Source organism: Shewanella basaltis, assembly GCF_023283885.1.
Classification (GTDB): Bacteria; Pseudomonadota; Gammaproteobacteria; order Enterobacterales; family Shewanellaceae; genus Shewanella; species Shewanella basaltis.
On sequence record NZ_JAKILA010000027.1, the window covers coordinates 1 to 13,483 of the forward strand.

The following is a 13,483-nucleotide window of genomic DNA, read 5'->3' on the forward strand; positions in this document are numbered from 1 at the left end:
CAAGGCGAATTAACGCGTCAATAGCTAGCCTATTGCAAGTTAATTCAACGCAGTGAGGAAGGCAAAGGACTGCTTGAAAGGCGTTTGTTATCCAGAGCTGAGGTTGATTATTCTTTGATTTCTTCTACCACTTCTTTGGTTTCTCGGCCAATGGCTTTTACTGTGTCACGTGTGCCGTGCCCAATTGCCGTGGTGACCTTTTTGGTTGTGTGGCCAATTTCTCTGCCAGTTTGCTTTAATTCTGCACATGCCGATAAGCACAGCATCATACCCAGCGCTAATATTAAGATGATTTTGTTATGCATTTTAGTAACCTGTTAATTAGAAAATGTTAACCATGTCTTTAGCTTATTGAAAAAATTCGTTCAATGATTACAGAGTCAAATAAGGGAATATTATGGATGTTAATGCCACAAAAATAGGTCAAATTATCTTTGTTCTCACCATCATTGTGGTGTTTTTTACCTTAAAGTTTGCCAAAGGTAAAACGACAAACTTACCCTTAATTGGCTTTTATGCCATTTTGCTCAATGTTATTTTTGCACCAGCAGGTTGGGTATTTTGCTGGTACTGGTCAACAAAGCCACAGTTACCTAAAAAGTAACGCCTACCAATATCGCAAACTATTATTGTGCAATATCAGCATGAGATTAACCACGGTTAATGGTTAAATCAGACACATAACCATGTTCGGTTGCCACTAACGCATTTTTTAGCATCAGCGCTGCTTCATCGGCTGTCATAAAGCTAGATGTGTCAATCTCTTTGCCGCTGGTAGACCAAAAATCGGTCGCCATTCCGCCCGGGTAAGCCGCAATCAACTTCATTGGGCTCGCTTTTAGCTCTAACCTTAATGATTCAACTAACCCTTTTACCGCCCATTTTACCGCGCAATAAGTCGATTCATTTGCTTTACCAGCTTGGGCTGCTGTCGACATCACCACCACTACGTTAACCTTATGATCACGATAACGACTGACGAGTTCACGTAATACCAAAATGCTTGAGGTGAGGTTGTTGCTAATGAGTTGATTAATCCCTTGCGGGCTTTGTTGCTCTATAGGCCCAAAGTAACCACTACCAGCACAATGAATTACCGTTGTGGGCGGCGTCGACAATTGCGAAAATAAATGACTCACTTGTTCAGCAATACACAAATCAGCGACGTGTGTGGTTACATTCGCTTGCTGCGTTGCGGTCAGTTTTGCTGTCACTGCAGTCAGTTTTTGTTGGCTGCGACCGCTGATCAGCAGTTGGCAATTGTCAGTTGCATATTGATAGGCCAGTGCCGCCCCTAAGCCACTACTGGCGCCAGTAATAACAATCATAATAATCCTTTATGGCAATTTTCACTAAGCTGGTCACTATACCAATGCGTATACAAACCGCAATCATGGCAAGAGTGAATGGCGGATTAAGTCCTCATTCAGTAAGTAACCTCAGCTCTGGATAACAAACGCCTTTCAAGCAGTCCTTTGCCTTCCTCACTGCGTTGAATTAACTTGCAATAGGCTAGCTATTGACGCGTTAATTCGCCTTGTTAGCAAAACAAATCACAAGCTTGACAGTGGATTTTAGTCAATCTATTGATTTATATCGTTATCAATACATCTCTTATCCAGAGTTGAGGTTAAGTATGAATAAATAACGCTTTGTATTTTGGTGTTAAAGATTGTCTAATAACGCCTTGCTTGTAGACATCATATCGATCGCTAATAACGAGAATCTTAATGTTTGAACTTACGCTCCAAATTGCGCTTATCTTATTTGTTGTTGCTTTAATTGCAGGTTTTATCGACTCTATTGCCGGCGGTGGCGGGCTACTGACTATCCCCGCGTTATTGTGGGCCGGTTTACCTCCTGCAGCGGCATTAGGCACGAACAAACTGCAAGCCTGTGGCGGCAGCTTTTTTGCCAGTTTATATTTTGTGCGCAAAGGCATGGTTGATTTACGCAGTATTCGATTATCGTTGATATGTGCTTTTATTGGTGCGGCCATTGGTACCATGCTGGTACAAATGATTGATGCCAAACTCCTCGAACTGGTGTTACCGTTTTTAATTTTAGCGATTGGTTGCTACTTTTTATTTTCTAAAAAAATCAGTGAAACTGACCGCCAACAAGTATTAACCCCAAGTGTATTTGCCTTTACTGCAGCACTGGGAGTGGGGTTTTACGATGGCTTTTTTGGTCCTGGTACGGGCAGTTTTTTTGCTCTGGCGTTTGTGTCTCTTGCCGGGTTTGGCCTCGCTAAAGCCACCGCACATGCCAAACTACTTAATTTTGCCACCAACATTGCCTCGCTTATTTTCTTTTTAATTGGTGGTCAAGTGGTCATCGTTTTAGGGCTCATTATGCTGGTGGGACAATCTATCGGTGCAACCCTTGGCTCACGTTTAGTGGTCACTAAGGGGGTTAAAATTATTAAGCCACTGGTGGTTATCATGTCATTGGGCATGAGTGTCAAATTATTATGGTCGCAATATATGTAACATCTTTGCTCCATACCAATAGAGTTTGCATTCAATGATACTGTTAATTAAAGGGATGTTATGCGCATCATTCACACATCAGATTGGCACCTAGGCCAGTATTTTTATGGTAAAAGCCGCGCGGCGGAACATCAGGCTTTTATGGCATGGTTACTTGAGCAAATTACTCTACATCAGGTTGATGCGTTAATTGTTGCCGGTGATATTTTCGATACCGGTACCCCACCTAGTTATGCTCGAGCACTTTACAATCAATTTATTGTTCAAATTCAACACACTGGTTGTAAGCTGGTAATATTAGGTGGCAACCATGACTCTGTATCAACCTTAAGTGAATCTCGAGAGTTATTAGCTTGTCTGCACACCACTGTGATCCCGGGGGCGTTTGACCGAGTGAGTGAACATGTCATGCCGCTTCATAATCGACAAGGTGAGGTTGGGGCAATTTTGTGTGGTTTGCCGTTCCTGCGCCCACGTGACATCGTATTGAGTGAGTCTGGTGAATCATCGAGTGATAAGCAACATAAACTGGGTGAAGCCATAAGCCAGCTTTACCAGGGGTGTTTTGCGCATGCAACCGAGTTAAATACTTCGTTACCTAAGCCGGTACCTATTGTTGCAACAGGGCATTTAACGACTGTGGGCGCCAGTACATCGGAGTCTGTACGCGACATCTATATTGGCAGTTTAGATGCATTTAATGCCAATTTGTTTCCTGCTGCGGATTATATCGCCCTTGGGCATATTCATCGCGCGCAAGTGGTGGCGAAGTCTGAACACATTCGTTATAGCGGCTCCCCTATTGCATTAAGCTTTGATGAGCTAACAAGCCAAAATGAAGCTCAAAAATCTGTGTTTTTAGTTGAATTTGTTGACACAAAATTGGCGCAAGTTACGCCATTGATGGTGCCGATGTTTCAAGCTATGCAGGTGTTAAAAGGCGACCTGGACAGTATTGCGCAACAACTCAGTACTTTTGAAGATAAACACGCCACAGAACAAACAACTTGGTTAAGCATTGAAGTGTCGCAGCAAGATTATTTATCTGATTTACAGTCGCGTATTGCAGACATGTCTCAAGAAAAAGCAGTCGAAGTCTTACAACTTAAACGTGCTAAAAGCCAACGGCAACAACACATTAAGCAGCTTGATAACGAGACATTATCAGAGTTAAGTGTCAACGACGTCTTTGCCAGACGATTAGCCCAAGAACAGTTTGAAAGCGAGGCACAACAAGCGCAGCTTAGTCGCATCAAACAACGATTTAGCCAAGTGGTGTCTGAAGTCGAGGCGGAAATGCTCAATCAAGATTCTGCTGCCAGCCACATATTGCATGAATCAATAAATGCTAAGCGTGAGCAAGAAGGTCAAGCATCATGAGAATATTAAGCCTTCGTTTTAAAAACATTAACTCTCTTAAAAATGAGTGGAAAATCGATTTTACCCAATCTCCCTTTGCTGAAAATGGCTTATTTGCGATTACCGGGCCAACGGGCGCGGGCAAAACCACGATTTTAGATGCCATTTGCTTAGCGCTTTATCATCGCACCCCAAGATTAAATAACATTTCTAAAACCACCAACGAGTTAATGACCCGTGGCACAGCAGAATGCCTGGCAGAAGTGGAGTTTGAAGTAAAAGGCGAAGCATATCGCGCCTTTTGGAGTCAGCGTCGTTCACGCGATAAGGCTGATGGCAATCTGCAAGATGCACAAGTTGAACTGGCTAAGTTAAGTGATGGTAAAATTCTTGCTAGCCAGATTAAACGCAAAACAGAGTTGATTGAAGACATTACTGGCCTTGATTTTGCCCGCTTTACTAAATCGATGATGTTATCTCAAGGGCAGTTTGCAGCGTTTTTAAACGCCGAGGCGAACGAGCGTGCAGAGCTATTAGAAGAACTCACTGGTACTGAAATTTACAGTTTAATTTCGGCGCGTGTACACCAGCACTTTAGCGATGCTAAAACCAATTTAAAAGTGTTAGAAGCCAAGCTTAGCAGTGTTGAATTATTAGATGATGAGCAGCGTAAAGCGCAAGAGTTGCACATTGAGCAGCTCAACCAAACCTTAAGTGAGCAGCAATCACAGGTGTCCCAATTTAGCGCGTATTTAACTTGGGCCGATAACACACAACAAGCACAAACTGCGTTAAGTCGTGCCAGTGAGCAAAAACAACAAGCCATTGAGCGCCAGCAGCAACATCAAGGTGACCTGACACAATTGGCACACAGCGAGCCTGCTCAGCGCATAGCCCCTTTATTTGAGCAACAACAAAAAGCGCAGCAAAAAGTCACGGCCTTGGCTACCCAAATAACTGAGCTTGATGAACAGTCGCAGTTGGCACAATCTGAGTTATTGGCCCATCAGACACAACATCGTCAACATCAGCAACAGCTTGAACACAAGAGCCAAGCACATAAAGCCTTATTGACTTTAATTGACCAACAAGTCGTGCCGCTTGATCAACAGATCCAACAGGTTAATTATCAGCTATCGCAGGTGTTATCGGGTTATCAGACGACTCAGTCACAACAACACAAAGCGCAACAACAGCTACAACAACTGTTAAGCCAGCAACAATCACTCGGTGCTGATAAGCAAAAGATTGAGCAACAACTTAATGCGCTGCCACAGGGGCAAGATATTGAAAAAGCCTTTGGCGCGTGGCAATCGCAATACGCTCAGGTGCAGCAATTAACTGAGCAACTGACACAGCTTGAACAGCAAAGGCAACAACATCAACTCAGTACCGAGCAGACTCAGGCTTCGTTAGACCAATTGAGTCCACAAATCACGCAAGCGCAATCGTTACTCACTCAACTACGCGCGCAGCAAACAAAGAGCCAACAAGCGTTGGCAAACTTATTGGCCGGTGAAGATGAGTCGCAAATTAGCGCGCAATATCAGCAATGTGTTGACCAACAGGCTGGACGTTATCAGCTTAGCCAACTGTTTACGCAATTTTCGCGCTCACAACAGCAATATCAGCAATTGAGCCAAGAGTCGGCTCAGTTTGGCAATGAACTGCAAACTACCACGCAATCATTAACTGCCGTTCGAGCGCAGTGGAGTGATAAAAATCAACAAGTTAAAGATGTACAAACCTTGTTGCAACAAGAGCAGCAAATCGCTAATTTGACTTTAGAGCGAGCCAAATTAAAAGCAGGCGAACCCTGTGCCTTGTGTGGGTCGACTGAGCATCCATTAGTGGAGCGCTATGAGGCGCTTAATGTGTCAGCCACTGAGCAACGGGCACAACAATTACAAACTGAACTCGACAGCATCCAAAAGCAAGGTGAGCTGCTTAAAAACCAACAAACGGCACTGCAAGTCAAATTTGATCACAGCGCAACGTTACTAAAACAGACACAAGCCGAATTGCTCAATATCGAACAACAATGGCAGCAGCAAACTCATGCCTTATCTGTGAGTTTAGCCCTCGATACTCAACAGCAATCAATGTTGGATGAATACATTGCCACTGCTGACACTGTGCAGCAGCAATTAGCGACAAAGCTCACTGAGCTCAATCAATGCCAAAAAACCTTGCATCAAGATCAACAGCAATGTGTTCAAGCTGAACAAGCCTTGAGCCAGCTGATTAATCAACAAGGTTTGCTGACACAACAACTAGAAAATGCCAAACAAAGTCTTGTGGCACAGCAGCAGCGGATTGACACCCTAACCGAGCAACAAACTGATATGGTTCATCTGCTCACAAAGCACATTACCGCCAATGGCTTGAGCGCGCCAACGCCTCAAGAAGTCTCGCAGTGGTTAGCGGCATTACAACAACAGTTAACAGAGTGGACCGAGGCGCAACAACAAGCTGTCTACAACCAACAACAATTGACAATAACCCGCGAGAAGCTGACCACTCACCAGCAACAACTCACCGAGATAAATGAGCAGTTAACCGTCAAGCAGCAACAGCTTGACCAAGTACAGCAGCAACTTGAAAGCTTACAAGCCAAGCGTCAAAGCCTGTTTGCAGACAAAGTGGTTGATGATGAAAAGCAACTCAGCCAGCAGACGTTAGAGAAAGCTCAGCAACAATTGGCACTAGCAGAACAGCAATTACAAGCGGCAGATAAAAAACATTCAGCGTTAGGGGTTCAGTTGCAAGGTGTGACTCGTCAAAAGGCCGATGCAGTACAAGAGTTACAACAACTGCAAGCACAATGGCAAGATGCATTACAACAGAGTCCATTTACCGATGAAACAGCATTTAATGCTGCATTATTGACGCCACTTGAGCGTGAAACATTACAACAGCTTAAGCAACAGCTCGATAATGATATTGTTAAAGCAAGCACCTTAGTTGAGCACGCTTTAGCAAGGCAAGCAGAGCTGACTCAACTGGGTAAACAGCATGCTTATGATGTGACTCAACAGGAGGTTATTGCACACAAGCACCAAGCGCTCGACGCTGAAATGCAGCAACATAAACAAACCTTGTGGCGTTTAACTCACGAACTCGAGCAAGATGCGGGTAAAAGAGCAGGGCAGCAACAACGGCTAATTGAGCACGCTCAACTGCAACAAGAATACGATGATTTAGCTTATTTACATTCGTTAATAGGTTCACAAAAGGGCGATAAGTTCCGTAAATTTGCCCAAGGGCTTACTTTAGACCATTTAGTGGCGTTAGCAAATCGACAACTAGAACGCCTCCAAGGACGTTACCTATTGGAGCGCAAAGAGTCTGACGCCCTTGAACTACAAGTACTCGATACCTGGCAAGGAGATGCCGTGCGCGATACCAGAACCTTGTCGGGTGGCGAAAGCTTTTTAGTGAGTTTAGCCCTTGCCTTGGCGCTTTCTGACCTTGTAAGTCATAAAACGAGCATTGACTCACTGTTTTTAGATGAAGGCTTTGGTACGTTGGACAGCCAAACATTGGATACGGCATTAGATGCACTCGATAACTTAAATGCGTCGGGCAAAATGATTGGTGTGATTAGCCATATTGAAGCAATGAAAGAGCGAATAAGTGTGCAGATAAAAGTGAATAAAATGAATGGGCTTGGCATCAGTAAATTACAGAATGAATTTGCCGTCAGTGCATTTTGATCGGCTTCAAACTCCCGTGATTACTGTAATCGAGTTCAAATTAAATATTAAATAAATGTCATTTTATATTTGTAATATGACTATTTTTTGATATAAAAGAGCGTTGATATGCAGTTTGAGTGCAAAAGTCCTTGTTTTAAGCAGTTTTACCGGACGGCGTAGTATCAAATATTGGGCCATATTTATGATAAAAACGATGTGAATTCGCAGGTGTACCTCTGCGTTTAACTTCGCAATAACAATTTGCAGTAAAAGAAAAACAATAAATATAAAGCGTCATCTTTTAGGGTGGATTAGACATTGCTAATGAGTAGAATTATGGGCTTTCAAAGGCCAGATGTAAGTTCGTTGAGCTTACCTAACTTGCACAAAAAGTTATTACTTGCCAGTGTGTTTGTTGTCGGAGCCGCATTATTATGGCCAACACAACAAGAGTTTTCATCACAACGTATTCCAGTGGCGATAGACATAGACTCTTTGTTGCCACATATTGCTCAACAAGAGCAAACACCCGTTATCGCGCATCAAGCCACACCGATATTAGACCGAGTGATTGAACCTGGTGACACCTTAAGTCATTTATTCGAGCTTGCTGGTATTGATCAACGCACCATGTATAAAGTGCTTGAGGCCGATTTAGAGGTATTGGCCTTAGACACCTTATTACCGGGTAACCGCATCCAGTTTTGGGATAATGCCAATGGCGAACTTGAAAAATTAGAATTGTATTTCAATCCAGCACATCAAGTTGTATTTACCCGTTTTGACGATGGCAGTTTTGAGGTCAAAGACATTAATATTAACGGTATTTGGCAAAATCGTATTGTTGGCGGTGAAATTAACGGCTCGTTTTATGTGTCTGCTAAAAATGCGGGTTTAAGTGCAGCCGAAATTCAAAAAGTCGAATCACTATTAAAATCGAAACTCAACTTTTCACGTGAATTACGTGCAGGTGATACCTTCTCGGTGTTGGTTAACGATCAATTTGTTGAAGGTGAGCCAACAGGTGCCACCTCTATTGAAGGTATTCGCATTAATACCGGTCGTCGTGAAATTACCGCGTTTCAAAATACCGATGGTAATTTTTACGACATTAATGGCCAGAGTTTAGCGCCAGCATTTCAACGTATTCCTTTAGACCGCAAGGTAAGGCTAACGTCGCGTTTTAACCCTGCGCGTAAGCACCCAATAACAGGTCGCATTCGCCCACATAACGGAACCGATTTTGCCACACCGATTGGTACTCGAGTTGTTGCCCCTGGTGATGGCGTAGTGACCATGGTGACTAAACATGCGTTTGCGGGTAACTACATTGTGATTGAACATGACAATAAAGTACGTACTCGCTACCTGCACTTGTCTAAGTTTTTAGTGAAAAAAGGCCAGCGCGTTACTCGTGGTCAAGTGATTGCGTTATCGGGTAATACAGGTGCTTCCACCGGCCCACATTTACACTATGAATTTATTGTTAACGGTCGCCCAGTTGATGCAATGAAAGCCAACATTGCAGAAGCCAAAGTATTACCTAAAAAGCAATTACAAGAGTTTCAGGCATTAGTGCGCAGCCGCACAATGATGATGGACTTAGGCTAATCACACTCAGTGTAAGTTAACTTACTCATTAAAAAATGCAGCCTAAAAGCTGCATTTTTTATTATCAGTTGTTTATCGTCTTTTTTACCAAACAGCACAAAAACGTGATCATGCTTATTGGTTAACATCGCTTATAACGTCGTTAGACATGTTGAAGTTAGAACAACTCGTTTGCTGCAATTTCTGCCTTGTTTAAACGATTTTTCCTACGCAATGTTTGATCACTTATTTATCCTGATTGGCATTATCGCCTAACATTATCTGCATCGGCTTCGGTTCTGGGGTCCATTTCATAAGCTGTTGGGCTGGCCATATCGGTGACAGCCCGAAAGCTTTCTTTGGTTTCGAGGCTTGCCGGGATTGTGTGGCTTCGGCGTCTTAATAGCACAATGATGAAGAAAACAGCTAAACACAAACTGGTAAAAGCGTATAACCCTTTGGCGCCCAATAATCCCATGGCAAGCGAAGCCATTGGCGCACCTATGGCAGACGATAGGCCAAGCGTAATAAGCATGGCACTGCTTATTTCAACAAAGTCTTCAGCGGTGGCGTTGTCATTAGCGTGGGCTAGGCATATTGCGTATAACGTCATGCAGGTTCCGCCCCAAAAAAAAGCCGATATTGCAGCAGGCCAACCGCCAAAGGATATGATGAAGTAAGGAAGGGTAACAAATAAAAGTGATACTAGGGAGCCGGCAACAGCTGTAAACATCAAGACGCTGCGTCTATCAAACCTGTCAGATAATTTACCTAATGGCACCTGAAAACAAGCACCACCAAGCACTGTTGCAGATAAAAATGCGCCCAATTGAATACTATCAAAACCATTATCTTTAGCGTAGATAGGGGCTAATGCCCAAAATGCACCTGTGACAAACCCTGCCACCACGGCCCCAATCAATGCAACATGAGAGTGTTGCCACACCTTAGGCATATTCAACTTAACTTGTTTCACCACCGCAGGTGCTGATGAACGTGTTAGTGACACCGGAATAATGGCGATAGAGATAAAAATAGCGGCAAGACCAAATAGCATCGATTCACGCTCGCTACCTAAGTTAAACAGCTGTTGACCACACATCACCATAAGTAAATTGAGCGTGGTGTAGATAGACAGTATTGTGCCTCTATTCGTGGCTGTGGATGTGCCATTTAACCAGCTTTCGATGATCATGTATAACCCTGAAATCATCACTCCTATCAAGAATCTTAACAACATCCAACTGTAAAACTCGGGCAGTAAAGGAAACACTAAAATGACCACGGAGTAACAGGTTGCCAACACTGCAAAACTGCGAATATGGCCCACTCGTTTTAACATTAAGGGGGTGGCCAAACAGCCAGAAACAAACCCCAAAAAGTAGCCTGAACCGGTTAATGCCACTTGTGTGTCACTAAAACCAGCTCCACTGGCTGCAATGGGCAGTAATGTGAGCAATAAACCATGGCCAAGAATTAAAAATGCATTCGATATGAGTAATGCTGAAAGTGGGATTAACGCGTTTAACATGTGACTCCAATAGGTTGCTTATGCAGTAAATGATTAATTTACATAGCAAGAACCAAGGTTGATTGTCATAAGATCAGAATGAGCCCTAGGGCCTGTTTGATTACGCTCAATACAGCGCTGCGTGCGACATAACACAGAACAGGGCGATGATGTTGCAATACACGCCAGTGGTTATTGCTATAGCCTGTGATAGCTCATTTCAGTGCGACATAAAATGAAAGGAAGATTTATGCCAAATCTAGGGGTAATATTTTTATATTGTAAATCATGGTCTTGAGGTTTTTTTAGTGATTTATTTGTGCAGAGGTCTATGACAATGGTGTAATGTTGAGCAGCATTGCACCGAAATCGAACAATATTGACCCTTTATATCTATCAACATGGCTAAATTAATTGTTGTGATTAGATTTGTTCACAAAGAGGTTAAATCGTAAGTTAATTCGGGCTATGTTTGCCTATATTTGATCTGCTGAGTTGAAAATAAAGTGCAAGCCTAATCACGTATCGTACCGTTTTAAGTCGTTACTATGCCTGTTTGCCAGGGCGTGAAAATTGCGCCCTGGCAACTGATTTTGATACTCAATTATTGCTTGGCTGCGTATTTCTATAGGTTAGCGATTAAACTCAACTTTACTTATGTGCAATTAGAGGGACTCGGTTTTGAACATTGAAATTATTGACCAAGAAGCCAACGATGTGGTGGGGCAACTCACTGCTGGTTTGCGTCAATTTAATGTTGAACATTTAGGTGATGAGGCAACACAACCACTGACAATCGTTGCAAGAAACACTACAGGTGACATTATTGGTGGCGTAGCAGGGCGAACTATTTACAAAAACTTGCTGATTAATTTGGTGTGGATTGATGCACATTATAGAGGGCAAGGCTTAGGTCAAAAGTTGATGCAGGTAGCACAAACGCAAGCCATTAAGCGGGGGTGTCTGATTGCACAACTTGATACCCTGGATTTTCAAGCGCCAGGGTTTTATCAAAAATTAGGTTTTATCATCATAGGCACTGTGCCTAAATTTCCGGGTAGCCCTGAGCGTTATTTTATGATGAAACACCTGTCTTGCAACGAAACCAACGAGGGTTAAATGGATCTTAATCAAGTCACTTTACCTGTATTAGACATGAAAAAATCGGTGGCCTTTTATCACGTTTTGGGATTTACCTTAATCGTTGATACGCCACATTATGCGCGCTTTGAATGCCCGATGGGGCAGAGTACGTTTTCGTTGTCACTTGAACCAGAACCGATAGGCAATGGCGCGGTGATTTACTTTGAACATGCAGAGTTAGATAGCTGGGTAAATGACTTGCTAGCAAAAGGGATTGAGTTTGCTCAGTTACCCACAGATGAAGCCTATTTGTGGCGAGAGGCGGTATTATTTGACCCCAGTGGCAATAAGTTAAAGCTTTATTGGGCGGGAGAGAATCGTTTAAATCCGCCTTGGCGGGTAAAGTCTTGAGTTAATTTTTCGACAATTCAGTGTCGTTTTAGGGTGCAGAGTCAATCAAGAATCAAATTGCCGTGCACTCACTGAAGTTTAAGCGTAGGGAGATTGGCCTGCTGCTTCTGCAACTAACCACACACGCATATCAAACTCGAGCTGGTGATAGTCTGGCAACATAAAAGTGCACAATTGATAAAAGGCTTTGTTGTGATCTTTTTCGCGCAGATGGGCGAGTTCATGCACCACCACCATTTGCAATAGTTCAAACGGGATCTGCTTTAAGCGTGAAGATATACGGATTTCATTTTTAGCTTTCACTTTGCTGCCCTGGCGTCGATTGACATAAGAATGTAATCCAAGCGCATGATGGCTGACATTTATTTTGTCGTCAAAAATCACTTTTGCGAGTGGATCCGATTGACGCATAAAGGTATTTTTTAACTTAATGGTCATATCGTACAAGGCTTTATCGGTACGAATATCATGCACGCGCGGGTAGCGACTTAAAAAGTGTGCCCCTAATGCTTGGGTGTCAACCAACTGTTTGATCTGTTCAACCACTTCTGCACGGTAGCCACTTAAATAACGTAATGCACTGAGCTCACTTTGACGCTGCTTAATATCAGCGCTGGTGACGAGTTTAGTTATGTCAGTTTTAGGTTTTAATGTCTGGCTTGCCAGTTTTAATGGCATTTTGGGCGGGGCTTGACGGCTTTTAGGTTTACTGTCTGACATGTAGGCAACTTGCGTGCAAATGTAAAGTGAATGATAAAGACATAATAGTGGCGTTACTGATTATTGCAGTAACGCCAAAACGTGGCGGTTTACGCTTTACCAAAAATAATACGGTTGTGTTGCACATAAGCCACATCAAACGCGTTTTGCTGAACACGCTTAAGATCCAGTGATTCAAAATCAACCTGTGGTGGGTTACGCTTTAACTGCTCTTTAATGGCAACAGGAGAAATAAGGCTAACAGGCAGATCGGTTATTTGAATGGCAGCTTCAAGTTTAAAGCTTGTTGCACTACCGGCTAATTTACCTTTTTGTTCACGCTCAATAATGGCGATTTGATCGACCTTGTAATCTTCCATCAGCTTATGAAACGCAAAATGAAACTCACGAATACTTTCAGTTTCGTTGGAGTTTGACACGCTAAATGACACTTTACGGCACGCAGGCACGTTATAGGTTTCACCTTCATAGGTGAGTAAACTGATAATGGCTTCGCCGCCTTTTAATTCTACACCACAAATTTTCATGTTAATCCTTACTGTTTTTGCTGCACGTTGGCTTGCTAACGTGTCGTTGTTCAATCGATTACGCTAATGCGTCATCATTTATATGGTTTGTGT

The 13,483-nt window shown here is 43.0% G+C and carries 12 protein-coding genes; 7 read left to right on the forward strand and 5 right to left on the reverse strand.

Annotated elements, in window-relative coordinates; genetic code table 11:
- Positions 1–107 precede the first annotated feature (107 nt).
- Positions 108–305, reverse strand: coding sequence for a hypothetical protein (locus tag L2703_RS16565; protein WP_248972179.1), 198 nt, complete (start codon positions 303–305; stop codon positions 108–110).
- A 92-nt stretch (positions 306–397) separates the two neighbouring features.
- Between L2703_RS16565 and L2703_RS16570 the strand changes: the two genes are divergently transcribed.
- Positions 398–604, forward strand: a complete 207-nt coding sequence (locus L2703_RS16570; RefSeq protein WP_188920142.1) for a hypothetical protein — start codon at positions 398–400, stop codon at positions 602–604.
- A 46-nt stretch (positions 605–650) separates the two neighbouring features.
- On the opposite strand, the gene L2703_RS16575 is transcribed toward L2703_RS16570, so the two are convergent.
- Positions 651–1,328 carry an SDR family NAD(P)-dependent oxidoreductase gene (locus L2703_RS16575; RefSeq protein ID WP_248972180.1) on the reverse strand — a complete coding sequence of 226 codons (678 nt, stop codon included), beginning with the start codon at positions 1,326–1,328 and terminating at the stop codon, positions 651–653.
- A 402-nt stretch (positions 1,329–1,730) separates the two neighbouring features.
- Between L2703_RS16575 and L2703_RS16580 the strand changes: the two genes are divergently transcribed.
- The 4 genes from L2703_RS16580 (at position 1,731) to L2703_RS16595 (ending at position 9,160) form a co-directional block, all read left to right on the forward strand.
- Positions 1,731–2,492 (forward strand): TSUP family transporter, encoded by a 762-nt coding sequence (locus L2703_RS16580; RefSeq protein WP_248972181.1) that lies wholly within the window; start codon positions 1,731–1,733, stop codon positions 2,490–2,492.
- A gap of 60 nt (positions 2,493–2,552) precedes the next feature.
- Positions 2,553–3,872, forward strand: a complete 1,320-nt coding sequence (gene sbcD, locus L2703_RS16585; RefSeq protein ID WP_248972182.1) for an exonuclease subunit SbcD — start codon at positions 2,553–2,555, stop codon at positions 3,870–3,872.
- Positions 3,869–7,567 (forward strand): AAA family ATPase, encoded by a 3,699-nt coding sequence (locus L2703_RS16590; RefSeq protein ID WP_248972183.1) that lies wholly within the window; start codon positions 3,869–3,871, stop codon positions 7,565–7,567. The genes sbcD and L2703_RS16590 overlap by 4 nt, the downstream gene beginning before the upstream one ends.
- A gap of 318 nt (positions 7,568–7,885) precedes the next feature.
- Positions 7,886–9,160: a peptidoglycan DD-metalloendopeptidase family protein gene (locus L2703_RS16595; RefSeq protein ID WP_248972184.1), complete on the forward strand. Its 1,275-nt coding sequence runs from the start codon at positions 7,886–7,888 to the stop codon at positions 9,158–9,160.
- Between the two features lie 244 nt (positions 9,161–9,404).
- Here the strand turns inward: L2703_RS16595 and L2703_RS16600 are convergent, their stop codons facing one another.
- Entirely contained in the window at positions 9,405–10,670 is a 1,266-nt protein-coding gene (locus L2703_RS16600) for an MFS transporter (RefSeq protein WP_248972185.1), read from the reverse strand.
- Positions 10,671–11,330: 660 nt separating this feature from the next.
- Between L2703_RS16600 and L2703_RS16605 the strand changes: the two genes are divergently transcribed.
- Together L2703_RS16605 and L2703_RS16610 are read left to right on the forward strand one after the other, a co-directional pair.
- A complete protein-coding gene (locus L2703_RS16605) occupies positions 11,331–11,768 on the forward strand; it encodes a GNAT family N-acetyltransferase (protein WP_248972186.1) in 438 nt (145 codons plus the stop codon).
- Entirely contained in the window at positions 11,769–12,143 is a 375-nt protein-coding gene (locus L2703_RS16610; protein WP_248972187.1) for a VOC family protein, read from the forward strand.
- A 78-nt stretch (positions 12,144–12,221) separates the two neighbouring features.
- Here the strand turns inward: L2703_RS16610 and L2703_RS16615 are convergent, their stop codons facing one another.
- Both L2703_RS16615 and L2703_RS16620 read right to left on the reverse strand, forming a co-directional pair.
- On the reverse strand, positions 12,222–12,821 hold the full coding sequence (locus L2703_RS16615; RefSeq protein WP_248972231.1) for a M48 metallopeptidase family protein: 600 nt from the start codon (positions 12,819–12,821) through the stop codon (positions 12,222–12,224).
- A 131-nt stretch (positions 12,822–12,952) separates the two neighbouring features.
- Positions 12,953–13,390, reverse strand: a complete 438-nt coding sequence (locus tag L2703_RS16620) for a DUF3010 family protein (protein WP_248972188.1) — start codon at positions 13,388–13,390, stop codon at positions 12,953–12,955.
- Positions 13,391–13,483 lie beyond the last annotated feature (93 nt).

Bases quoted from the DNA above. Each gene is read 5' to 3' on its own strand.
- L2703_RS16565 (WP_248972179.1), bottom strand. From the start codon at position 305: ATGCATAACAAAATCATCTTAATATTAGCGCTGGGTATGATGCTGTGC.
- L2703_RS16570 (WP_188920142.1), top strand. From the start codon at position 398: ATGGATGTTAATGCCACAAAAATAGGTCAAATTATCTTTGTTCTCACC.
- L2703_RS16575 (WP_248972180.1), bottom strand. From the start codon at position 1,328: ATGATTGTTATTACTGGCGCCAGTAGTGGCTTAGGGGCGGCACTGGCC.
- L2703_RS16580 (WP_248972181.1), top strand. From the start codon at position 1,731: ATGTTTGAACTTACGCTCCAAATTGCGCTTATCTTATTTGTTGTTGCT.
- sbcD (WP_248972182.1), top strand. From the start codon at position 2,553: ATGCGCATCATTCACACATCAGATTGGCACCTAGGCCAGTATTTTTAT.
- L2703_RS16590 (WP_248972183.1), top strand. From the start codon at position 3,869: ATGAGAATATTAAGCCTTCGTTTTAAAAACATTAACTCTCTTAAAAAT.
- L2703_RS16595 (WP_248972184.1), top strand. From the start codon at position 7,886: ATGGGCTTTCAAAGGCCAGATGTAAGTTCGTTGAGCTTACCTAACTTG.
- L2703_RS16600 (WP_248972185.1), bottom strand. From the start codon at position 10,670: ATGTTAAACGCGTTAATCCCACTTTCAGCATTACTCATATCGAATGCA.
- L2703_RS16610 (WP_248972187.1), top strand. From the start codon at position 11,769: ATGGATCTTAATCAAGTCACTTTACCTGTATTAGACATGAAAAAATCG.
- L2703_RS16615 (WP_248972231.1), bottom strand. From the start codon at position 12,821: ATGCCATTAAAACTGGCAAGCCAGACATTAAAACCTAAAACTGACATA.
- L2703_RS16620 (WP_248972188.1), bottom strand. From the start codon at position 13,390: ATGAAAATTTGTGGTGTAGAATTAAAAGGCGGCGAAGCCATTATCAGT.